We start from the raw sequence: 23737 nt of genomic DNA on the forward strand, positions 1-23737 counted from the left end.
AGCTAATGACAGCGCAATTTGAACATGTCTCTGTACTGATGGACGAAACCATAGATGCTTTGGATATTAAACCTGAAGGCATTTACATGGATGGCACATTTGGTCGCGGTGGACACTCGGGGCAAATTCTTGCGCGTTTAAGTGAACAAGGTCGCTTACAGGCGATTGATCAGGATCCACAAGCTATTAAAGCCGCCGAAAAATTTGCCGATGATGCGCGTTTTTCAATTGCTCACACTCGTTTTTCAAACCTAAAAGTGGTTGCTGAAGATAACGATTTGATCGGTAAAGTTGATGGTATTTTGTTAGATATCGGTGTTTCTTCACCACAGCTTGATGATGCTGAACGCGGTTTTAGTTTTATGAAAGATGGCCCACTTGATATGCGTATGGATCCAACCAGTGGTCGCAGTGCTGCACAATGGCTAGCTGAAGCTGAACTAGAAGATATCACGCATGTGATTAAAACCTATGGCGAAGAAAAATTTGGTCGTCGAATTGCTCATAAGATCATTGAAACACGTGAGCACACTGCAATCACAAGCACTAAGCAGCTTGCTGATTTAGTCGATGAAGCTGTGCCAGTTAAAGATAAGCACAAACACCCAGCTACACGCACATTCCAAGCGATCCGTATTTATATCAATAGTGAGCTTGAAGAAATTCAAACTGCATTGCAAGCCGCTGTTGAGGTTTTAAAACCAGGGGGACGTTTAGTGGTTATTTCGTTCCACTCGTTAGAAGATCGCATTGTTAAGCAGTTTATTAAAAAACAGAGTAAGGGAGAGGCGATACCCAGAGGTCTGCCTTTGACGGACGCACAAATAAACAAAAACCTGACGTTAAAGGCAGTGGGTAAAGCCATTAAGCCGAGTAAGGCGGAGATTGAAGCAAACCCGCGTTCACGTAGTTCAGTGTTAAGGGTTGCGCAGAGGTTGTAATGAAAGCTAAAGCGACACATCGCCAACCTAATTTATTTACAGAAATTTTCAAAGGCCTAGGAGCTAATAAGCTGACCTTGGCCTTGTTGGTTGTGATCCTCGCATCTAGTTTGAGTGTGGTTCAGGTGACGCATCTAGCGCGTCAGCAATTGATTGAACAAGACAAATTATTGCAAGAGCGTGATGAGCTCGATCTTGAGTGGCGTTACTTGCTCGTAGAAGAAGAGTTTTATTCACAGCATGCGCGCATTGAAGAAGTCGCGACTATGCAATTAGAAATGAAACGGCCAACTAGCCAAGACGAACAGGTGGTAATACTGCGATGAGAAGCAGAGGGAAAAAGCCAACAAATACCTTAATCACATGGCGTTTTTTGCTGGTGTGCTCAGTGGTGTTTTTAGTCTTTATGACGCTGGTTGCGCGTGCCGCTTTTTTACAGGTTATTGAACCAGATAAAGCGCGTTCTGAAAGTGATAAACGAACTGTGCGTGTTGAAAAACAACATGTGCAACGTGGCATGATCTTCGATCGCAATGGCAAAGAGTTGGCGGTCAGCGTACCTGTGGTAAGTGTGTATGCGGATCCGAAAGCGCTGCATAAATCACTGATCAGTAAAGTTCTTCGTCAAGCTAGAAAAAATGGTGAAGATCAACAAGCACTGGCTGAAAATACGGTTGAGTTAGATAAACGTATTGCCGCTTATTACAATAATGATATTCGCTGGCGTGAACTTGCGGATGTATTACGTATTGACCCAAGTAAAGTTAACTCTCGCCTTCGTGATAATCCAAAGCGTCGTTTTGTCTACTTAAAACGTCAGGTTACCCCTGCTGTTGCTAACTATATTGGTGATCTTCGTTTACCAGGTATCCACTTACTTGATGAGTCAAAACGTTATTACCCTGCCGGTGAAGTAACAGCCCATGTTATTGGATTTACTAACATTGATGGTCATGGTATTGAGGGAATCGAAAAGCTTTATGAAAAGGCGTTAACGGGTGTTGAAGGTCAGCGCACCATTCGTAAAGATGCCCAAGGCCGTGAAGTAGAAGTGCTTGATGAGCGTGAACGTGTTGAGCCTGAAAACATTCATTTAAGTATTGATCAGCGCATTCAAGCGATTGCTTATAAAGCAGTAAAATCAGCAGTTCTAACCTATAAAGCTACTTCGGGTTCAGCCATGGTTGTTGATGTAAAAACCGGCGAAGTATTAGCTATGGTGAATAGCCCATCGTTTAACCCTAATAACTTGAATGATGCCGCACCGCATAAGCGTCGTAACCGTGCTATCACCGATTTGTTTGAGCCAGGCTCTACTGTTAAGCCACTAGCCATTTTAGCTGGTTTAGACTACGGCGCAATTCAACCGGATTCAATTATTGATACTTATCCTGGCTGGATGCGTGTGGGTGGCAGCCTTGTGCAAGATACCCGTAACCATGGTGAGATGACCTTAAGAGAAATCTTAAAGTATTCAAGTAATATGGGTGTAACTAAGGTCAGTCAAGAAGTACCAAAAGACTATTTTGTAGGGCTTTACCAAAAGGTGGGGTTTGGCAGTGATAGTGGTACAGGCATGGTTGGTGAAAGCAGCGGTTTATTTTACCCAAATCGACGCTGGTCAGATCATGAAATTGCTGCATTATCATTTGGTTATAACTTAGCTGTAAGTACCGCTCAAATGGCTCGTTTTTATGCCATGTTAGGCTCTGGTGGCGTTATGCGCCCGCTAACAGTTCTTAAACAAGAGTCAGTACCAGAGGGTGAACGTATTTTCCAACAAAAAGACGTTGAAGCGGTTGTTCACATGATGGAAAGCGTATTCGAAAAAGGTGGTACTGCACAAAAAGTTCATGTTGATGGCTATCGTGCTGCTGCCAAAACAGGTACCTCTAAAAAAGCCGCTGTGGGCGGGTATGGTGACGAATATGTTGGCTATTTTGCTGGTATTGCGCCAGCGAGTAACCCACGTTTAGCGGTAGTAGTAATGATTAATGAACCGGGTGGAGATGTTTATTACGGCGGTGCGACGGCAGGCCCTGCATTTGCAGAGATTGTCTCCAATGCCTTAAGAATTCTAAACGTTGCACCGGACAAAGATGCGGTTGCGTACGTAGAAGGCAAAGATAACGATGCGTGATTTAAAACCGATTCTTAATCAAATTGATGTTGAGGCCAATAGTTTATTGGTTAACCAACTACGTCTTGATAGTCGAGATGTAAAAGCTGGCGATGTGTTTGTCGCCATTAAAGGCCATCAGCTTGATGGCGGACAGTTTATTGACAAAGCCATTGAAAATGGTGCGGTGGCAGTTATTGCTGACCGTTTATGTGAGTTCGAAAGTGAGTTTGAACCACTTTACTTAGTTACCGATTTAGCGAAAAAGCTGCCAGCACTTGCAGCAGCTTTTTACCAGCAACCATCAAAGCAGCTTGATTTAGTGGGTGTGACAGGCACCAATGGCAAGTCAACAACCACAGCAATGATTGCGCACTTAGCACAGCACTGTCATAAACGCGCAGCAGTGATAGGTACGCTCGGTTATGGGCACCCTGATAACCTGACTGAGCTTGCAAACACCACGCCATCGAGCGTTGATTTACAGCGTATTTTATCTGAGCTTGTCGCAGAGCAGAATGATGTTGTGGCCATGGAAGTCTCATCTCATGGTTTAGTGCAGCATCGCGTTGAGAATTGTCAGTTTAAAGCAGCAGTGTTTACTAATCTTACACGCGATCACTTAGATTATCACGGCACCATGGATGCTTACGCTGATGCCAAGTTAATGTTAATGCGTGACCATATGCCAAAGCTTGTGGTGCTTAATCAAGATGATGCGCAAGTTGAAGCATGGTTAGAAAAATACGACTTCAATAATCTAATTTGCTACGGCCATAAAAACCTCACGCCTGAAAATGCGCGTTTTGTTTATTTTAGCGATGTAACATATGATAATGCCGGTATTTCGGCGAAGTTCGATACCAGTTGGGGACAGGCTAAAGTTAATTGCACACTGTTTGGCGAGTTCAACTTATATAATTTAGCCGCTGCAATGGCTACTTTATTAGGTATGGGTTACCCACTTGATTTACTCGTTGAAGGGTGTAAATCATTGCAGCCTGTTGCTGGGCGCATGCAGGCATTTAGTGCGCCAGGTCAACCGACTTGTATTGTTGATTATGCCCACACTCCTGATGCATTAGCACTGGCATTACAAGCATTGCAAAAGCACGTTCCAGGTGGTGTTAGCTGTGTGTTTGGCTGTGGTGGTGACAGAGACAAAGGCAAGCGCCCGATGATGGCAAAAGCAGCTGAAGGCAATGCAGACCGTATTATTGTCACCAGCGATAACCCAAGAAGTGAAGACCCTGACGCTATTATCGCTGATGTGGTTGCGGGGCTTAAGCAGCCTGAACGCGCACATTGTGAAGCAGACCGCGCGCAGGCTATTAGTTATGCCATTTCGCAAGCGAGTGCTGATGATGTCATCCTTATTGCGGGCAAAGGTCACGAAGATTATCAAATTATTGGCGACCAACGAATCGACTTCTGCGATCGTCAATATGTACAACAACAATTAAAAGAAAAATCGCAAGGGGCGCAGTTATGATCCCTATGGATTTTGATTGGCTAGCTAAAGTTCTAGCAACCGATTACCAAGGTGGTAATCACACGGTAAAAAATATTAACACTGACACCCGTACTTTGTGTGACGGTGAAGTGTTTTTAGCGCTACAAGGGCCTAATTTTGATGGCCATAAATTTGTTGCGCAAGCAAAAGAAAAAGGCGCGATAGCTGCTATTGTAGCGCGCCCTGTTAATGTCGATATTGTGCAGTTTGTGGTTAGTGACACACGTATTGCGCTAGGTCACATCGGCGCAGCTGTGATGGCACAGGTTGCACCGAAAACAATTGCTATTACTGGGAGCGTGGGTAAAACGACCGTAAAAGAAATGTGTGCGGCGATTTTATCTGGTCATGGTGAAGTACTAGCAACAAAAGGCAACTTTAATAATGACATTGGCGTACCACTCACGTTATTACGCCTTGAACCACAACACCAATATGCGGTGATTGAGTTAGGTGCAAACCACATTGGTGAAATTGCTTACACCGTTGCAATGACGAAACCTGATGTTGCTGTGGTATGTAATGTTGCAGCTTCTCACTTAGAAGGCTTTGGCTCATTACAAGGTGTAGCAACGGCCAAAGGCGAAATCTATGATGGCTTAAAGCCTGATGGTGTTGCCGTAGTTAATTGCGACAGCGATTATGCCGATTTTTGGCTTGATAAATTAACTAATCGCAACGTAAAACGTTTTTCTACTAGCCAACAATTAGATTATTGGGCAGAAGATGTGGTGCTTGATGAACAAGCGCGCGCTTCTTTTGTGCTTTGCAATAAAGATAAAAAAGTACCTGTCACTCTGGCATTACCGGGCAAGCATAATATTGCTAATGCGTTAATAGCCACCGCCTTAACCACTGAGCTCGGTGTAAGTCTCGAAAGTGTCGCATCGGCGCTGGCAACCATGGGTGAAGTTAAAGGTCGTGTAAACGTTCTTAAAGTGTCAGACACATTGACGGTGATTGATGATACCTACAACGCGAATGTGCAATCGGTTAAAGCAGCAATTGATTTATTAAGTGATATGCCGGGTCGTCGTATTTTTGCGTTAGGTGATATGGGTGAGCTGGGTGAAGAAGCGCGTTTTTATCATCAACAAGTTGGTGAGTACGCACAGCAAAAAGGCATTGATGAACTTTATAGCCTAGGTGTATTAAGTAAATCAGCCAGTGATGTATTTGAAAAGCCAAACCGCCACTTCTCAAGCCGTGAACAATTATTACAACAATTACAAAGTGAACTTGCTCAATCGACGCAAAAAACCACAGTTGTTGTAAAAGGTTCGCGCAGTTCTCGTATGGAGCTTGTGGTCACAGATTTAGTAAATAGCCAGCAAAATGGCAATAATGGAGTATCGTCATGTTAGTTTGGCTGGCAGAGTATTTAACACAATATTACAGTGGCTTTAATGTTTTTTCTTACCTAACGCTGCGCGCAATTTTAGGTATTTTAACAGCGCTACTTATCTCACTTTATTTTGGTCCTAAGCTAATTCGTGCATTGCAAAAAATGCAGATTGGTCAGGTGGTTCGTCACGATGGTCCAGAATCTCACCTATCTAAAAAAGGTACGCCAACTATGGGCGGCATTTTGATTTTAGGGGCGATTTTTACCAGCACATTACTGTGGGCAGACCTTTCAAATAAATATGTTTGGGCAACCTTATTTGTCGTGGGCTCGTTAGGTGTGGTTGGTTTTATTGATGACTACCGTAAAGTGATCCGCAAAGACCCTAAAGGCTTAATTGCTAAATGGAAATACTTTTGGCAATCAGTGATTGCGTTAGTGGTTGCCAGTGCACTTTATTTTACCTCGCAGCAAGGCAGCGAAACCTCGTTAGTTGTGCCGTTTTTTAAAGACGTGCTACCACAGCTAGGGTTGTTTTATATCGTGATGACTTACTTTGTAATTGTAGGTACGTCGAACGCGGTAAACCTAACAGATGGCCTTGATGGTTTAGCGATTGTACCAACCATTTTAGTGGCGGCAGCACTTGCTATTATTGCTTATTTAACAGGTAACGTTAATTTCTCAAGCTACCTACATATTCCGCATTTGCCACTCGCCAGTGAGCTTGTGGTTGTGTGCACAGCAATTGTGGGAGCTGGACTTGGTTTCTTATGGTTTAACACCTACCCAGCACAGGTTTTTATGGGTGATGTAGGCTCATTAGCCCTCGGTGGTGCACTGGGTATTATTGCGGTGCTGGTTCGTCAAGAACTGGTACTTATCATCATGGGTGGTGTGTTCGTAATGGAAGCATTGTCGGTGATTTTACAAGTGGGCTCTTACAAATTACGTGGTCAACGTATTTTTAGAATGGCGCCTATTCACCACCATTATGAATTAAAAGGTTGGCCTGAGCCGCGCGTAATTGTGCGCTTTTGGATTATTTCAATCGTGCTAGTACTTGCTGGCCTTGCGACATTAAAGATCAGGTAAATGACAGTTATTAACGAGATTAAAAATAAACAAATTTCAGTGCTCGGACTCGGTGTAACCGGTCTGGGCATTGTGCGTTTTTTATTATCTCAGAATATTAAGCCAATTGTTGTTGATAGCCGCACAGCGCCGCCGGGTGCTGATTGGCTAAATGAGCATGCCAGTGAGTTAACGACTCACTTTGGTGATTTAGAACAGGCAGACTTAGCCAGCAATGACATTATTATTATCAGCCCAGGGCTAAGCCTCGCGACACCCGCTGTAGCAAAAGCAATTGATGCTGGTGTTGAAGTGATTGGTGACGTGGAGCTTTTTGCCCGTTTAACCGATAAACCAATTGTTGCGGTGACAGGTTCAAATGGTAAGTCGACAGTGGTCACATTGGCGTTTGAAGTACTGAAAGCGGCCGGTTATAAAGTTGGCCTCGGTGGCAACATTGGTACTGCGGTACTTGATTTACTATCGCAAGACTATGATGTGTATGTACTTGAGCTGTCGAGTTTTCAACTTGATACCACGCATAGCTTAAAAGCGAAAAGTGCCTGTGTGTTGAATGTGAGTGAAGACCACCTCGATCGTTATTCAAGTTATCAAGCATACATAGACTCTAAACAAAGTATTTATAATGGCTCAGAGCTTGCTGTAGTTAATGCCATTGATGTGGCAACACACACTGCAAAGCAGCCCCAAGTAAGCTTTGCGCTCGCCAATGCAGATTTTGCCTTGGTTGAACATCAAGGCGAACAATACTTTGCAGCACATGGTAAACCAGTATTACCAGCAAGCTGCTTAAATGTTGTTGGTTCACACAATCAACAAAACGCTTTAGCGGTGATGGCATTACTGAGCCCGTTTGATATTGCTAAAGGGCATTACCAGCAAGCGTTTAGTGCTTTTACTGGGCTTGCACACCGTTGCCAGTTTGTCGCTGAAATTAATGAAGTAAAATACTTTAATGATTCAAAAGCGACCAATGTAGGTGCAACTATCGCAGCGATTGAAAGCTTAGCTGATCAAGGGAAGCAATTAGTTGTGATTGCCGGTGGTGATGCAAAGGGGGCTGATTTAGATGCCTTAAAGCCATACTTAAACAACAAAGTGAAAGCGCTTATTTGTTTTGGTAAGGATGCTAAAGCTCTCGTAGCATTAACCGAAAAAGGCCACCTAACCACCAACATGCATGAAGCTGTGCAACTAGCGAAACAGTTAAGCAGCAGTGGCGATATCGTTTTATTAGCACCTGCATGTGCCAGCATTGATATGTACAACAATTACATGCAACGTGGTGATGATTTTGCGCAGTGCGTATTGGCGGAGGCAGTATGATTGCATTTGCTGACATCCGTGACGCATTAACACCAAAGCAATCGCCACAGCTTTATGATGTGCCGTTATTGTATTGCATGTTGATGTTGATTGGCGTTGGCTTTGTGATGGTAACCAGTGCCTCTATGCCAACAGCAGAGCGATTATTTGATAATCCGTATCACATTATTATTCGCCACGGCATGTTCTTAATTATGGGCTTTTTCTTATTTTGGATTGCCACAAATGTGCCTATGGATTGGTGGAAGCGCAGTAACGCCTATTTATTGTTGCTGGGTTTAGGTTTGCTGGTTTTAGTGCTGATTGTTGGCCGTGAAGTGAACGGTGCAAAGCGATGGATACCCATTGGCCCTGTGGGCTTTCAGGTTGCTGAAGCCGCCAAGTTGTATTTCTTTAGCTATATTGCCGGTTACTTGGTACGTAAACGTGAAGAAGTACAAGAGAACTTAAAAGGTTTTTTCAAGCCATTAGCTGTATTTGGTGTGTATGCATTTTTGATATTGATGCAACCAGACTTAGGGACCGTCGTTGTACTGTTTGTGACGACAGTTGGTTTGTTGTTTTTAGCGGGGGCTAAGTTATGGCAGTTTTTTGGCCTTATTTTAACGGGTATTGCTGCCGTGGTAGTGCTAATTATCGCTGAACCATACCGTATGGCCCGTGTCACTGGCTTTTTAGAGCCGTGGGAAGATCCATTCGGTAAAGGTTATCAGTTAGTGCAATCGCTAATGGCATACAGTCAAGGTGGTTGGTTTGGTCAAGGCTTAGGAAATAGCGTGCAAAAACTGCAATATCTTCCTGAAGCACATAATGACTTTATCTTTGCAGTGATTGGTGAAGAGCTTGGCTTTTTTGGCGTATTAAGTATTTTGATTGTGCTTGCTGTGTTTGTATTCAGAGCCCTGTTAATTGGTCAAAAAGCATTGAAATGCGGCAAAGAGTACGAAGGCTATTTTGCTTTTGCTATTGGTATCTGGTTTGCGTTTCAAACCATGGTAAATGTTGGCGCAAGTGCGGGTATTTTGCCAACCAAAGGTTTAACACTGCCGTTTGTTTCTTACGGTGGCTCTAGTTTATTAATTATGACCATAGCAACAGGTGTACTTTTGCGAATAGATTTTGAGACAAAAATGGCAACTAAGCAGGCAACCTCTCGAGGAGGTAAGCGATGAGTAAAAAATTACTTGTTGTTGCAGGCGGTACTGGTGGTCATATTTTCCCGGGTATTGCAGTTGCTGATTTTTTAAAGCAGCAAGGCTGGCAGGTTAGCTGGATTGGCACGCCTGACAGAATGGAAGCAACGGTAGTACCTAAGCACAACATTGAGATTGATTTTATCAATGTGAAAGGTGTGCGTGGCAATGGTATTAAACGTTTGGTCAAGGCACCATTTATGGTGATGAATGCCATTTTTCAAGCACGCAAAATTTTAAAAGCACAAAAGCCCGATGTTGTTTTAGCTATGGGTGGTTATGTGACTGGACCTACGGGCATTGCAGCAAAGAGCTTAGGTATTCCTTTGGTTATTCATGAGCAAAATGCCGTTGCAGGCATGAGTAATCGTTGGCTAGCAAAGTTTGCCAATAAAGTTTTAGCTGCTTTTCCATCGGCTTTTGCAAAAGAACAATGCGAAGTGGTGGGTAACCCAGTGCGAGCAAGTGTCGCTAATGTTACTGTAAAGCAAACAGCGACACCGATTAATGTGCTAGTAGTTGGCGGTTCACTCGGTGCGCAAGTTCTTAATGAGACTTTACCAGCTGTATTCAGTGAACTTTCAGCGCTAACAACGCTTAATATATGGCACCAAACAGGTAAAAATAATGAACCGAATGTGACTGCCAGCTATCAACGGTTAGGGTTAACTGAAAATAGTAAAGTCGCTGAATTCATTGATGATATGGATAGCGCATATCAATGGGCTGATTTGGTAATTTGCCGAGCTGGTGCATTAACGGTGAGTGAGATTGCGGCAGCCGGAAGAATGGCCTTATTTGTGCCTTTTCCGCATGCTGTCGATGACCATCAAACTGCCAATGCAAAGTATTTAGTGACTGAGCAAGCTGCGTTAATTATGCAGCAAAGTGAGTTTAACCAAGCGGCGGTTGTTGAGTTATTAACGCCTTACGTAAATGCACCAGAAAAAATTTCAACAATGGCAAGTAAAGCAAAACAGCTTGCTATTTTAGATGCCACAGCCAATGTTGCAAAACGCTGTGAGCAACTAGCAGATAGAAGAGATTAGTAGTGAAAGAAAGCACGATGAAAGAAAACAACACTCGTCCTGCGATGCGTCGTATAGACACCATCCACTTTGTGGGTATTGGTGGCGCAGGCATGGGTGGTATTGCCGAAGTACTTGCTTTTGAAGGCTACCGCATCACAGGTTCAGACATTGCGCACAGTGCGATGACTGAGCGCTTAATACAAGTGGGTGCAGAAGTATTTATTGGTCATGATGAGAACAATGTAAAAGATGCCAGCGTTGTCGTGGTATCAAGTGCGATTAACGAGCAAAATCCTGAGATTAAAGCAGCAAAAGCGGCACGTATTCCAATTGTTCGCCGCGCCGAAATGTTGGCAGAATTAATGCGCTTTCGCCACGGTATTGCTGTAGCGGGCACTCATGGTAAAACAACAACAACCAGTTTAATAGCAAGTATTTATGCACAAGCGGGCCTTGATCCAACCTTTATTATTGGTGGCTTGTTAAACAGCGCTGGAAGTAATGCCAAGGTCGGTAAAAGCGACTTTTTAATTGCAGAAGCTGATGAGAGTGATGCGTCATTCTTACACTTACAGCCTATGGTGTCGGTGATCACGAATATTGAAGAAGATCACATGGATACATACGGCGGTAGCTTAGAAAAAATGAAAGACACGTATGTTGATTTCATTCATAACTTACCGTTTTATGGTTTAGCTGTCGTGTGTATTGATTCTGAGGTTGCAGCGGAGTTGATCCCTCGCTTTGGACGCCCTGTGATTACCTATGGTGAGTCGGCAGAAGCTGATTACCGCATGGTTGATTTTAGCCAAGCAGCGAATACTTGTTCATTTAATGTTGTGAATAAGCAAGGTGAAAGCCTAGCCGTTACGCTTAATATGCCGGGTAAGCACAATGCGCTTAACGCGACAGCTGCGATTGCGGTGGCTAAAGATCAAAACATCGCTAACCATGCAATTTTAGAAGCGCTGACAAAATTTGAAGGCGTAGGCCGTCGTTTTCAGCATTATGGAAGCTTTGAGAATGAACGCGGTAATGTGATGTTAGTTGATGATTATGGTCATCACCCATCAGAAGTTGCAGCAACAATTGCGGCGGTTCGTGAAGGGTGGCCAGATAAACGTTTAGTGATGGTGTACCAGCCGCACCGTTATAGTCGAACCCGTGATCTATACGAAGATTTTGTCAAAGTACTGGCAGATGTTGATCAGTTATTACTGCTAGATGTGTATTCAGCGGGCGAAGAGCCAATTGTGGGGGCCGATAGCAAGAGTTTATGTCGTAGTTTACGCCAGCGTGGTAAAGAACCATTACATATTGCCAACAGCTCCGAGCTTGCTGGTGTTCTTGCCAGCACACTGCAAGATAATGATTTAGTTTTAACACAAGGCGCTGGTAACATTGGCCAGTTAGTGAAAAAGTTAGCAGCAACCGAGTTGTCTATTGAACAACTAAAGCAGGTAAACGTATGAGCCAGTTAAGTGACAAATTTGGCAAAGTAGCGGTACTTTTTGGTGGCACATCTGCCGAACGAGAAGTCTCTCTTAAATCAGGCCAAGCTGTATTGAATGCTTTGCAAAGTGCTGGCGTTGATGCCATTGCTTTTGATCCGAAAGATCAGCCGCTATGGCAATTAAAAGAGCTAAACATTGAACGTGTGTTTATTGCTCTGCATGGTCGTGGTGGCGAAGATGGCACTATTCAAGGTGCACTTGAATTTATGGGTATCCCATATACTGGCAGTGACGTTTTAGGTTCTGCGCTTGCGATGGATAAAGTGCGTTGTAAGCACTTATTTAAAGCAATGGGGCTAAGCACAGCGCCTTACACTGTTGTTGATAGTCGCCATGAGTTTGATAGCCAAGCGATTATTAATGAATTTGGTAAAGTGATGGTAAAACCCTCACATGAAGGTTCAAGCATTGGTATGGCAGAAGCAAACAGCGCAGAGCAACTCGATGCGGCGCTTAACGCTGCATTTAAGTTTGATAGCCAAGTGCTTGTTGAGCAATGGATCACTGGCCGTGAATTTACTGTTGCTGTACTTGGGCAAGATGTTCAGCCTGTCATTGAGATGACGACGCCAAATGGCTTTTATGACTATCAAGCTAAGTATCAATCGAATACAACTCAGTATCATTGCCCTGCAGATATATCTGCGCAAGAAACTGAATTGTTGCAAGATATGGCATTAAAAGCATTTGATTTAGTGGGTGCAAGTGGTTGGGGGCGTGTTGATGCGATGCGTGATCAGCAAGGTAACTTTTACTTATTAGAAGTAAATACGGTACCAGGCATGACAGAAAAGTCTTTAGTGCCCATGGCAGCGAAAGCGAATGGTGCAAGCTTTGAGCAATTAGTTGTTCGCATTTTGGAGCAAACCCTTTAATATGCATCCTTTTTTAGAAAAAGCGCAACAATTAAAACAACAACTAAATTGGTCGTTGATTTTTGGTGTGAGCTTTTTTCTAGTCGTGATTTTTGCATTAGTAAAAATCACGACAGGCGTCTCAGATTGGTTGGTAGAAAACAAAGACGCACAAATAAAGCATTTATCAGTACTTGGACAGCCCCAATATACTGATGAAAAAGCAATTATTGGTGCAATAAAAAAAGCCGACTTATCGAGTTTTTTTGAATTAGACGTAAAACATGTGCAACGCTTAGTACAAAGCTTGCCGTGGGTGGCAACGGCATCGGTCAGAAAGCAATGGCCAGATACCCTGCAAGTATATGTTGTTGAACATCAAGCTGTAGCTCATTGGAACAGTGATATGCTGTTAAACCAAGCAGGCGAAGTGTTCCAAGCAAGTAGTGATAAATTACCCACAAGCTTGCCACAATTATACGGCCCTGAAGGCAGTGAGATTGAGGCGTGGACAGCATTTAGTCAATTTCAAGAAATGCTCAAAGTGAATAACTTAGAGCTGACTAGTTTAGCGCTTTCTGAGCGCTTTTCGTGGCAGTTATGGCTTGATAACGGCATTCGCCTGAACTTAGGCCGCAAAGAAAAAGCAAAGCGTGTACAGCGTTTTATTGACGTGTATCCGCGCATGGAACAACGTGCAGATGCACAAATCGATGTTGTTGATTTACGGTATGATACCGGTCTTGCAGTGAGCTGGAAGCCAGTGCAAGAAGAGCAATTAGAAAATAAGAGTAAGGCATGACCAAGTCAGCAGAAAGAAACCTAGTGATTGGATTAGACGTTGGCACATCGAAAGTTGTGGCCACCGTTGGTGAAATCACCGCAGATAACAAACTAAGCATTGTGGGTGTTGGCAGCCAAGTATCGCATGGTATGGATAAAGGCGGCGTTAACGACCTTAACCTTGTTTCTGAATCGATTCGTCGAGCTATAGATGAAGCAGAGCTAATGGCTGATTGCCGTATTAGCTCTGTTTATTTAGGGATTTCTGGAAAACATATCCAGTGCCAAAATGAAAGCGGTGTAGTGGCAATTAACAACACGGAAGTGACAGACGAAGATATTGAAAATGTCATCCACATTGCGCGTTCAGTGCCTATTTCGGCAGAACGAAAAATGCTACATGCATTGCCACAAGAGTACAGCATCGATATGCAAGAAGGGATTAAAAACCCACTTGGCATGAGCGGTGTACGTATGGAAGCTCGCGCGCACATCATTACTTGCTCAAACGATATGGCAAAGAATATCGAGAAATGTGTTGAGCGTTGTGGCCTTGAAGTCGATCAGTTGATCTTCACGGCATTGGCATCATGTTACTCAGTACTTACAGATGACGAAAAAGAACTGGGTGTAGCCGTGTTAGATATTGGTGGCGGTACCATGGATATCACCATTTATATTAATGGTGCGCTTCGCCACTCAGCCGTTATTCCTGTAGCCGGTAACCAAGTGACTGGTGATATTGCAAAAATATTTAGAACGCCTATATCACATGCCGAGTCACTCAAAGTACAATATGCGTGTGCGAGTAGCCAAATGGCAAGCAACGAAGACACTATTGAAGTACCGAGTGTGGGTGGCCGACCAGCGCGTATTATGTCGCGCCATACCTTAGCTGAGGTTGTTGAGCCACGTTTTAGAGAATTATTCGAGTTGGCGATGGAAGAAATCCGCCGCTCAGGTTTTGAAGACCAAATTGCTGCAGGTCTCGTCATTACTGGCGGAACAGCAAAAATGACGGGTGCAATGGAAGTGGCAGAAGACATTTTCCAAATGCCGGTCAGAATTGGCAAACCAATCGGGATTGTTGGTTTGACAGATTATGTAGATGATCCTTCGTACGCAACCGCGGTTGGTTTGTTACAATACGGCCGTACAATGCAATCGATGAATGCACAAAAGTCGAAAGCAGAAGGTGATAATAATTGGTGGAACCGTATTACTAAATGGTTCCAAGGTGAGTTTTAAGACTCAAGTCGGAGAGTAAACATGTTTGATATGATGGAACAGCACAGCGAAGAAGCTGTCATTAAAGTAATTGGCGTGGGCGGTGGCGGCGGTAACGCTGTTGAGCACATGGTAAAACAACAAATTGAAGGTGTACGTTTCATTGCCGCGAATACGGATGCACAAGCATTACGTAATTCATCTGCTGATGTAACAGTGCAGCTAGGTACACAAATCACCTCTGGTTTAGGTGCAGGTGCTAACCCTGAAGTGGGTCGTAACTCTGCTGAAGAAGACGCTGAGACTATCCGTGCCAGCCTTGAAGGTGCTGACATGGTATTTATCGCAGCTGGTATGGGCGGTGGTACGGGTACAGGTGCTGCGCCAGTGGTTGCTAAAATTGCTAAAGAGTTAGGCATTTTAACGGTTGCTGTTGTAACGCGCCCGTTTGACTTTGAAGGTAAAAAGCGTGCTGCAGCTGCTGAACAAGGCATTAATGAATTGTCAGAAACTGTAGACTCACTTATTACAATTCCGAACAATAAATTGCTTAAAGTTTTAGGCAAAGGCACTACACTATTAGATGCCTTCGCAAAAGCGAATGACGTATTATTTGGTGCGGTACAAGGTATTGCAGAACTAATCACACGTTCTGGTCTAATCAACGTGGATTTCGCCGACGTACGTACAGTTATGTCAGCGATGGGTACTGCGATGATGGGCACAGCATCTGCGTCTGGCCCTGACCGTGCGCAAGAAGCTGCAGAAGCGGCTATCTCAAGCCCGCTACTTGAAGATGTCGATTTAACAGGTGCTAAAGGTATCCTAGTTAATATCACGGCAGGTATGGATATCGCGATTGAAGAATTTGAAATTGTTGGTAACCACGTTAAAGCACTTGCGTCAGAAAACGCAACAGTGGTTGTGGGTGCGGTAATTGACCCTGAAATGAGCGACGAGTTACGTGTAACGGTTGTTGCAACAGGTTTAGGCGGCGATCGTCGTCCACAGTTTGGTATTGTTGATAATGGCTTTAAGAAAGCATCAGGTTCTGATGTACAAAGCTCAATGAACCAAACAACTAGCAGCATGTATGTACCAAGCTTTGCAAGTCAAGGCAGCGGTGATGATGTAAGCATGTCATCTGCGTCTGAAAAGCAAGAGCCAGTACAACAAAGTACAACGAGCAGCTCAGTCTCTAGCAGCACTGAGAGCAGCAAAAAGTCTGATAAATCAGAGGGTGGCGATTACTTCGACATTCCAGCTTTCCTAAGAAAGCAAGCTGACTAAGACAGTTTTTGTTGGTAATTTTGTTCGATAAATAAACAAATTGGCAGTTGAATGTATTTATGATACAATTCGCCGTCTAACTGTAACTATAAGTGAGCGAACCTATGATTAAACAGCGTACGATTGCAGAAGTAGTCAAAGCCATAGGAATTGGACTTCATAAAGGTGAGAAGGTCACTATTACTCTCCGACCTGCGAGCGCAAATACTGGGATAGTATTTCGTCGCGTAGACCTTGATCCGGTTGTTGATTTTGAAACAACACCAGAAGCCGTTGGTGATACGCAACTATGTACCTGTTTGACAAACAAAGATGGTGTTCGTTTATCAACGACTGAGCACCTTATTGCGGCGGTAGCGGCAATGGGTATTGATAATCTAATTGTTGAATTAGACAGCTCAGAAGTACCAATCATGGATGGTAGTGCATTACCATTCATCTATTTGTTACAAAAAGGCGGCATTAAAGAAGTAAATGCACCTAAGCGCTTTATTCGTATTAAAGAAAAAGTACGTATTGAAGAAGGCGATAAATGGGCTGAGATCGAACCATACGATGGTTTCCACATCGATTTTGAAATTGCGTTTGATCACCCAGCAATCAATGAAAGCCGCCAACGTATCGGTTTAGATATCACGGCACAAAGCTTCACTGAAGAAATCAGCCGCGCACGTACTTTCGGCTTTATGAAAGATATCGAGTATATGCACGCTAACAACCTAGCATTAGGTGGTAGCATGGATAACGCAGTTGTATTGGATGAGTTTAAAGTACTAAATCCAAACGGCTTACGTTATAGCGATGAGTTTGTTAAACACAAGATCTTAGACTGTGTGGGCGATATGTTTATGACTGGGCACAACATTCTAGGTAAAATCACGGCTTATAAATCAGGCCATGATTTAAACAATAAACTACTTCGTAAAATTATGGCGACTGAGTCAGCATGGGAATGGGCAACTTTCGATACCCCAGTGACTATGCCAGCACCAGGCTTAGAAGTAGCGACAGCTTAATCGCAAGCATATTACAGTTATAAAAAATGACGCTTTAAGCGTCATTTTTTTTGCCAAATTATTATCAAGAATTACAAGCCTAGAATAGCCTCAAGCTCGACCAACTGATTGATTTGATAAGTTGGTTTAATATCTTCAGGTAGCTCAACTCCTGGGTGTTGTAACCAACACGTGTCGATACCCACATTGTGACCACCTAAAATATCACTAGCAGCGGTATCACCCACCATTAAAATCTGCTCTTTTGGTGGATTGCCCATTAATTGAAATGTGTGCTGAAAAATCTCTGGGGCAGGCTTTGCTTTACCGACTAACTCTGAAATAACGAGCCAATCGAACATATCTTGTAAACCTGTATGTTCAAGGCGTTTTTGTTGTAACTTAGCAAACCCATTGGTAATAATGCCTAGCTTGGCGTGTGGTTTTAGTTTTGTGAGTAATTCAACCGCACCAGGAAGTGGCATACAAATAGAGGCCATAGCGTCTAAGAAGCCATCGTTAAGTGCTTTTGCTGGCACATCGAGTTTATTAGCCCACTCTGTAAAGCGAGTTACCTGTAGCTCACTGGCAGTAATTTCATGCTTTTGATAAGCAACCCACAGCGGCTTATTAGTGGCTTGGTAATGATGATAATCTGACTCAGTAAATTCTACGCCGTAATATGCAAACATCACTTTTAAACCTTCGAATGCATTAAAACTAAATAGCGTTTCATCTGCATCGAATAATACGTGGCTATACTTCATGGTTATCCTAATTACTGGTTGAATAGGGTAGGGTGTGAAAATGGCGCCATGGCCAATGTCAGCGCTTGTACATAAGTACTTTCGCGCGTGGCAAGATGATTGGTTAATAAGCCAATAGCACCACCTTGTTGTTTGATATTAACGGTATTGAATGCCTCATCCATGACATCACCTAGTTCTTTACCAGCTAGCAAGGCATCGTAAAATGGTTGCGGTAATGGCAGGTTGCTACTGCGACCAACGCTAAATTGCTGCTTGTTTGCAATCACTACAAAGGCAAAGGTTGCTGCGCCATAACTAAATTGTTCTGCGCCACCTTCCATTGCTGCATAAAAGTCGGCATCAAAGTGATCTTGGCAATACTTAACACGATTTTCAGCGCCGATACGGGTTTCATCTTCACCTAGTGGCTGATCAGGTACGCCAGAAGGTGCATCTTCACCTTTGCACTCAATGGTATGATGTGGGAAATAAAGACTAAAGACATGTTTAGCCGCGTTAATTTTAACGGGGTTCTTTGAACCAACAATAACACGTAATGTTTGTTTCAAGCCGACGACTCCATTGTTTTCACCAGAGTCAGCAGTGTACCCGAGTGAGTTAAATCGGCAAGTCAACCGGGGCTAAATTTTCAAGGGCGCGCTTTTTCAAAATAATATCTTTGATCAACGGGGTTAGCACAAGCTCCATTGCTAAGCCCATTTTGCCTCCAGGTACCACAAGCGTATTGATACGAGACATAAAGCTGCCTTCAATCATGCTCAAATAGTACGGAAAATCGACGTCATCTATGCCACGAAAACGAATCACAACAAAGCTTTCGTCTAAAGAAGGAATATCTTTTGCGCTGAATGGGTTTGAGGTATCAACCGTCGGCACTCGCTGGAAGTTGATATGAGTACGTGAAAACTGCGGGGTAATATGATTTATGTAGTCGTCCATCGAACGCACAATAGAACCCATTACTGCCTCACGAGAGTGGCCTCGTTCAGAGGTGTCGCGAATGAGCTTTTGGATCCACTCAAGGTTGATAATTGGCACCATGCCAATCAATAAATCGACATGCTTAGCAACATCATGATTTTCATCGACAGCACCACCATGTAGACCTTCATAGAATAAGATATCTGTATTTGATTCTAAATCTTGCCAAGGGGTAAAAGTTCCTGGAAGTTGGTTATAAGGCACCGCTTCGTCGAAAGTATGTAAGTAACGTCTGATTTTACCTTGGCCGGTTTCGCCATATTGGTAAAAAAGCTCTTCAAGGGCACCAAAATCATTAGCTTCTCGGCCAAAGTAGCTAATGTGCTTACCTTCTTGTTGTGCTTCACGGATTTTTTTATCCATTTCAGGGCGAGTATAACGATGAAAGCTATCGCCTTCGATGAAGGCTGCATCAATGCTTAAACTTCTAAAAATGTGCTTAATTGCATTGGTGGTTGTGGTAGTTCCCGCCCCAGATGAACCGGTAATAGCGATGATAGGGTGTTTAGCTGACATAATTATTCTCGTTATTGTTGATACCAGTCGGCTTAAAAATTTAACCATTCTAGTGTGTTAAATGGTCAGTGGCATAACTCGATTGGTATTATCGTGCATAAAATCAATCAGTAGAAACCGATAAAAAACGAACACGTCCTAGTTATAAAGGTCGAGCATGGTAAGGTCAAGTGACTGGCGGATTAATTAACGCTATCATGGGCTGATAAAAATTAAAACGAGAGAGCAACATGAAATTGATTTCGTCTTTACTTTTCGTCGCAGCAGGGACATTGTTTACCAGTCACGCACATGCAGCGATGCCTAAAAGCGAAATATTACTTGCCGACTTAGATACCCCTTATGGTATGCAGGTGTCGCGAGTAACCGATGATAAAACGTATAATAATCAACCATTTTTAGTTGATACAGGGCTTTACTATAGCCATGAGGTTGTTGACGAAAATGGCCAGTCACAAACCGATATTGCGTTTTATGACTTTGCATCTAAGAGCAGCGTGAATATCACCAACACGCCCGTCAGTGAATACTCGCCAACGCTTATGCCAAATCAGCAAGCCTTGTCTGCAATCGTGGTTGAAGCAGATGGCAAGCAAAAGTTATGGCAGTATCCATTAGCAGAAGAGCCAGCTGCGAGCCGAATTTTTGAATGGATTGAGCCGGTTGGCTACCATGCTTGGGGCGCTGATGAAGATCTCATCATGTTTATCTTAGGTGAGCCGCATACATTGCAATACACTCGTGTTGCAGCTGCTAAACCGCGTATTATTGCTGGGGATATTGGCCGTACTTTAATTTTTGATAAGCACACAAACAGTTATTTATTTAGTTATAACAAAGATAACCAACACTGGGTTGCGCGCTTTATGCCGCAAACAGAGGACGTTAGTGATTTATTTAGATTACCTGACTCGGTACAAGACTTTGCTTTAATTGATAAAGATACTGTGGCCTATGCGGTTAATAACCGAGTTCATAAGCGCAGTTTGTCAGAGCCAGAAGTGGTGTCACAGTGGCTTGATTTGAGACGCTTTTGTGATGGTTCAATCTCACGGTTAAATTACAAACAGAGCAAACTGGCATTTGTATGTAATAAATAAATGAGTAACGGTTTCAACCTGATTGCTGTACTGTGGTTAAACTATCCATGCTATTTGTAAGGAACGCCTTTGTCTTTTTCTGCCGAACAACTGAGTGTACAGCTGGTAAAAGCGGGCTGCCGCAGTACCTTTAAGATTAAGAATATTAACGAATTTATGCCAGTTAGCTCAAAAGAAGCATTTTATGTTCATGAGCAAAGTGGCCAAGCTAAAATTGTTATTAGACCTATATTTGAAGTATTCAGTGCTGATTTCGAGTCAATTGAGGGCATTACGCGTATCAAAGACTACTTTCACAGTAGTGAAATGACCCGTTTTCCAACTCGCATTTATAAAAGTGCACAGCCCATTCATTATGGTATCGCATTTAAAGTCATGTCATCTGACGCTGCTGAACAATTTATATCTAAATTAACCGCTATTTTAGCGCAATAAAAAAGGGCCACATTGTGGCCCTTTTCGTATTTGCTTTAATTAGCGTTTAAGGAAGCTATTCACTGAGTTTAATTCACGGTTTTTCAGTGCAATACAATCATTGATGCTTTCTTCAAGCTTACTAAGAGAGCGTGCATAACCTGGTACTTCAGTGATTTTATCGTTGAAGAAGGTTTTGGTTTTCTCTAGGCTTTTCGCGTCACAGCTTGCCGTTGTGAAGAGCGGTAAGTTTGGTACAAAGAACGGCGGTAAGTTCTTAATGATGGCATCGTAATTGTTGTAAATCCACTCAATAAACAGTGCTTCACGCTCTTTACCATAGCCTAACCCACCTAGTAAGGTACGCATATCAGAGGCTGTTACGTTATCGGTTAAGCTGTATTCTAGAACCGCTTTTTGTAACTCAGGTTTACCAAAGTAACCCATTGCTGCCAGCATCTTAGTACGCACTTGTGGATCTTTGGTGGTTTTAAAAGTTTGTTTGTACTTTTCAAGTAGCTTTGCATCGCCATGGTAAGCCGCAAGGTTTAAGTAAGTTGAGGCTAAATATGGGTCAACATTTTCAGGGTTGTTTAAGTACAGTGCCGCTTGTGCTTTTGCGGTATCAATGACTTTTTGATCTTGACCATCAAAACCTAAACGGGCAATAACTTGCGCACGTAATTGCGATACTGCCGCGTCTTCACCTGTTTTTGCCGTTAATCCATATTGCTTAGCAGCAGGTGCAATGCTGTTTCGAATAAACTTAGGCCATAGGTCACGGTTACTGTCGTCTTCGAATACGCGTTTTTGAGCAGCAAGGTAACCTAACGCTGTGTTTGCTACTAATGGGTGTGCATCACTCACAAAAGCTTCTAACGTTTGCATTAAGTGAGCCGCAGAGATAACACCTGCATCAAGTAATGAATCAACCGCAGAAAGTAGCGCTAAGCGCTCACGAACCGTTAGCTTGTCAGCAGCGTTCTCTAGCAGAGCATTAAACTGAGCATCATTTAATACCCAGCGGTAATAACCCATGGCACCTTGATCTGGGTAGATCCACTCAGGTTCAAAGTCGAGAGTTAGTTGCTGTGTTTCTTTATTCAGCAGCACACTTGCGGTTTTAACTTTGTCGCCTGCACCATACTTAATTGCAACCGGAACATTCCACAGTTGTGCTGGTGCATCAACGCCAGCATTTACAAAGCGGCTTTGGCTGATATTAATTTTCTTACCATCTTGCGTTACCTTAATAAGCGGGAAAGATGACTGTTCGATAAACGATTTAAGAACACTTGCCACATCATTATTAGACGCTTCGCCTAGTGCTTGCCATAGATCAGCAGCTTCTGCATTTTTATACGAGAACTTCTTCAAGTAAGCACGAATACCTTGCTGGAATGCCTCTTCGCCAATCCAGTTTTCAACCATAGATAAAACCGCGCTACCTTTACTGTAGGCAAGGCCAAGGCCATCCATGATATCAGCTTCAGTTTTGATTGGCTTACGAATAGGTTTAGTACTTAAACGCGCATCCAGTGCCATCACATAGTTTTGTGGTAAGTCTAAGTGAGACTCAAATTCTGGGTTGATTTGTGCAGTGATTTTCGCTGCCATCCAGCTTGCGAATGCTTCGTTTAACCATAAATCATTCCACCATTTCATAGTCACTAGGTTACCGTACCACTGGTGCGCTAACTCATGGGCAATGATTGATACATTACGCTCTTTTTTGCTGCGCGTTGCTGTTGCAAGATCTACCAGCAAAATATCTTCACGATAAGTCACTAGGCCTGCGTTTTCCATTGCGCCAAATGGAAACTCTGGGACTGCCACTGAGTCTAGCTTTTTGTATACGTAAGGAATGCCAAAATAATCTTCTAGGGCTTTTAACACACGCGGCATATTTTCTTTTGCGTAATCAGCAAGGTGAATTTTGCCTTGTGGAGTCAGTACACGGCCAGGAATTGGCATGCCTTTAATTTCAAGCTCTTCAAACGGGCCCACAGCCATGGCGACTAAGTAAGAAGGAATAGGAGGCGTTTTGTCAAAAAAGTGCGTTGTCATATCGCCATCAACTTTGGTTTTTAAAACCGGTGTATTGGCATACACTTTTTGTGATGTTGGCGCTGTGATAGTTAGCTGAAATGGAATTTTATAACTTGGCTCGTCAAAAACCGGGAATGCACGACGCGCATCGCTCATTTCAAATTGCGTGAAAAGATAAGGTGTGCCTTGATCTAAAGTTTTATATAAACCAACACTTTGGCGGTTATAAGGGGCGGTAAAATCAACTTTTAAAGTGTATTTACCTGGTTGGATTTTTTCTTCACAAGTGAATTTAACCTTGCCTGTTTTTAGCATTTCAGCACTTAGGTCACAGTTTTCTGCACCTAAAATTTTCGCCATGCTAACCGCATAATCAATACCGTTTAATTCGATATAATTGGTTGCTTTTAGAACCTCTAAAGCAATTTCGGTATGACCAGAAAAATTGTCTTTGGCAGGATCAAGCGTAAGTTCTACTTGTTGTGAGCTGGGCTTGGCAAGCTTTTCGATAACATATTCATTGGCATGGGCAGAGCTAACAGCAAGTGCAACACTTACCGTTAATAGGCTTTTTAAGAACATAAGTATCCCTGATTTTTTGTTGTTAGAAAGGCACCTGCTATGAGGGGCGAATCATCATGCTATCAGGTTTTAATTTGAACAGTAATAAATAGTTAGTAA

At 43.1% G+C, this 23737-nt stretch carries 21 protein-coding genes; 17 read left to right on the forward strand and 4 right to left on the reverse strand.

Features of this window, described 5'->3' with window-relative positions; translation table 11 throughout:
* Positions 1–5: 5 nt before the first annotated feature.
* From rsmH to lpxC, 15 genes are all read left to right on the forward strand, one after another.
* Entirely contained in the window at positions 6–941 is a 936-nt protein-coding gene (gene rsmH / locus ISP07_RS07785; protein WP_209327282.1) for a 16S rRNA (cytosine(1402)-N(4))-methyltransferase RsmH, read from the forward strand.
* Positions 941–1267, forward strand: coding sequence for a cell division protein FtsL (ftsL, locus tag ISP07_RS07790; protein WP_054552737.1), 327 nt, complete (start codon positions 941–943; stop codon positions 1265–1267). Before rsmH ends, ftsL begins: the two co-directional genes overlap by 1 nt.
* Positions 1264–3081: a penicillin-binding transpeptidase domain-containing protein gene (locus ISP07_RS07795; protein WP_054552736.1), complete on the forward strand. Its 1818-nt coding sequence runs from the start codon at positions 1264–1266 to the stop codon at positions 3079–3081. Before ftsL ends, ISP07_RS07795 begins: the two co-directional genes overlap by 4 nt.
* Complete coding sequence (gene murE / locus ISP07_RS07800) at positions 3074–4552, forward strand: UDP-N-acetylmuramoyl-L-alanyl-D-glutamate--2,6-diaminopimelate ligase (RefSeq protein WP_209327283.1); 1479 nt, start codon at positions 3074–3076, stop codon at positions 4550–4552. The genes ISP07_RS07795 and murE overlap by 8 nt, the downstream gene beginning before the upstream one ends.
* Positions 4549–5937: a UDP-N-acetylmuramoyl-tripeptide--D-alanyl-D-alanine ligase gene (locus ISP07_RS07805; protein WP_209327284.1), complete on the forward strand. Its 1389-nt coding sequence runs from the start codon at positions 4549–4551 to the stop codon at positions 5935–5937. The genes murE and ISP07_RS07805 overlap by 4 nt, the downstream gene beginning before the upstream one ends.
* Positions 5931–7013, forward strand: a complete 1083-nt coding sequence (gene mraY, locus ISP07_RS07810; protein ID WP_054552733.1) for a phospho-N-acetylmuramoyl-pentapeptide-transferase — start codon at positions 5931–5933, stop codon at positions 7011–7013. Before ISP07_RS07805 ends, mraY begins: the two co-directional genes overlap by 7 nt.
* Positions 7014–8339: a UDP-N-acetylmuramoyl-L-alanine--D-glutamate ligase gene (gene murD / locus ISP07_RS07815; RefSeq protein ID WP_209327285.1), complete on the forward strand. Its 1326-nt coding sequence runs from the start codon at positions 7014–7016 to the stop codon at positions 8337–8339. It abuts the gene before it with no gap.
* Positions 8336–9511 (forward strand): cell division protein FtsW, encoded by a 1176-nt coding sequence (gene ftsW / locus ISP07_RS07820; protein ID WP_054552731.1) that lies wholly within the window; start codon positions 8336–8338, stop codon positions 9509–9511. The genes murD and ftsW overlap by 4 nt, the downstream gene beginning before the upstream one ends.
* Positions 9508–10581: an undecaprenyldiphospho-muramoylpentapeptide beta-N-acetylglucosaminyltransferase gene (gene murG / locus ISP07_RS07825; protein WP_166338774.1), complete on the forward strand. Its 1074-nt coding sequence runs from the start codon at positions 9508–9510 to the stop codon at positions 10579–10581. The genes ftsW and murG overlap by 4 nt, the downstream gene beginning before the upstream one ends.
* Positions 10582–10598: 17 nt before the next feature.
* Positions 10599–12035: a UDP-N-acetylmuramate--L-alanine ligase gene (gene murC / locus ISP07_RS07830; protein ID WP_228290557.1), complete on the forward strand. Its 1437-nt coding sequence runs from the start codon at positions 10599–10601 to the stop codon at positions 12033–12035.
* Positions 12032–12952, forward strand: coding sequence for a D-alanine--D-alanine ligase (locus tag ISP07_RS07835; RefSeq protein WP_054552728.1), 921 nt, complete (start codon positions 12032–12034; stop codon positions 12950–12952). The genes murC and ISP07_RS07835 overlap by 4 nt, the downstream gene beginning before the upstream one ends.
* A 1-nt stretch (position 12953) precedes the next feature.
* Positions 12954–13733, forward strand: coding sequence for a cell division protein FtsQ/DivIB (locus ISP07_RS07840; protein WP_054552727.1), 780 nt, complete (start codon positions 12954–12956; stop codon positions 13731–13733).
* A complete protein-coding gene (gene ftsA / locus ISP07_RS07845; RefSeq protein ID WP_054552726.1) occupies positions 13730–14962 on the forward strand; it encodes a cell division protein FtsA in 1233 nt (410 codons plus the stop codon). The genes ISP07_RS07840 and ftsA overlap by 4 nt, the downstream gene beginning before the upstream one ends.
* 21 nt (positions 14963–14983) lie before the next feature.
* Positions 14984–16231 carry a cell division protein FtsZ gene (gene ftsZ, locus ISP07_RS07850; RefSeq protein ID WP_054552725.1) on the forward strand — a complete coding sequence of 416 codons (1248 nt, stop codon included), beginning with the start codon at positions 14984–14986 and terminating at the stop codon, positions 16229–16231.
* Positions 16232–16335: 104 nt separating this feature from the next.
* The gene (gene lpxC / locus ISP07_RS07855; RefSeq protein ID WP_209327287.1) at positions 16336–17247 is read left to right on the forward strand and encodes a UDP-3-O-acyl-N-acetylglucosamine deacetylase; all 912 of its coding nucleotides are present in this window, start codon (positions 16336–16338) and stop codon (positions 17245–17247) included.
* 71 nt (positions 17248–17318) lie between these two features.
* On the opposite strand, the gene yjjG is transcribed toward lpxC, so the two are convergent.
* The 3 genes from yjjG to ISP07_RS07870 are packed head-to-tail and all read right to left on the reverse strand — an operon-like array spanning position 17319 to position 19493.
* Positions 17319–17993 carry a pyrimidine 5'-nucleotidase gene (yjjG, locus tag ISP07_RS07860; protein WP_209327288.1) on the reverse strand — a complete coding sequence of 225 codons (675 nt, stop codon included), beginning with the start codon at positions 17991–17993 and terminating at the stop codon, positions 17319–17321.
* A gap of 11 nt (positions 17994–18004) precedes the next feature.
* Positions 18005–18544 (reverse strand): inosine/xanthosine triphosphatase, encoded by a 540-nt coding sequence (gene yjjX, locus ISP07_RS07865; RefSeq protein WP_209327289.1) that lies wholly within the window; start codon positions 18542–18544, stop codon positions 18005–18007.
* Between the two features lie 49 nt (positions 18545–18593).
* Positions 18594–19493, reverse strand: a complete 900-nt coding sequence (locus ISP07_RS07870; RefSeq protein ID WP_054552722.1) for a phosphoribulokinase — start codon at positions 19491–19493, stop codon at positions 18594–18596.
* A 230-nt stretch (positions 19494–19723) separates the two neighbouring features.
* Between ISP07_RS07870 and ISP07_RS07875 the strand changes: the two genes are divergently transcribed.
* Both ISP07_RS07875 and ISP07_RS07880 read left to right on the forward strand, forming a co-directional pair.
* Positions 19724–20593, forward strand: a complete 870-nt coding sequence (locus ISP07_RS07875) for a hypothetical protein (protein WP_209327290.1) — start codon at positions 19724–19726, stop codon at positions 20591–20593.
* A 69-nt stretch (positions 20594–20662) separates the two neighbouring features.
* Positions 20663–21028, forward strand: coding sequence for a hypothetical protein (locus tag ISP07_RS07880; RefSeq protein ID WP_209327291.1), 366 nt, complete (start codon positions 20663–20665; stop codon positions 21026–21028).
* A gap of 39 nt (positions 21029–21067) precedes the next feature.
* Here ISP07_RS07880 and ISP07_RS07885 read toward each other — a convergent pair whose 3' ends face one another.
* Positions 21068–23638 (reverse strand): M1 family metallopeptidase, encoded by a 2571-nt coding sequence (locus ISP07_RS07885; protein ID WP_209327292.1) that lies wholly within the window; start codon positions 23636–23638, stop codon positions 21068–21070.
* Positions 23639–23737: the final 99 nt, after the last annotated feature.

The sequence above is a fragment of the Pseudoalteromonas sp. PA2MD11 genome (assembly GCF_017808125.1).
Classification (GTDB): domain Bacteria; phylum Pseudomonadota; class Gammaproteobacteria; order Enterobacterales; family Alteromonadaceae; genus Pseudoalteromonas; species Pseudoalteromonas simplex.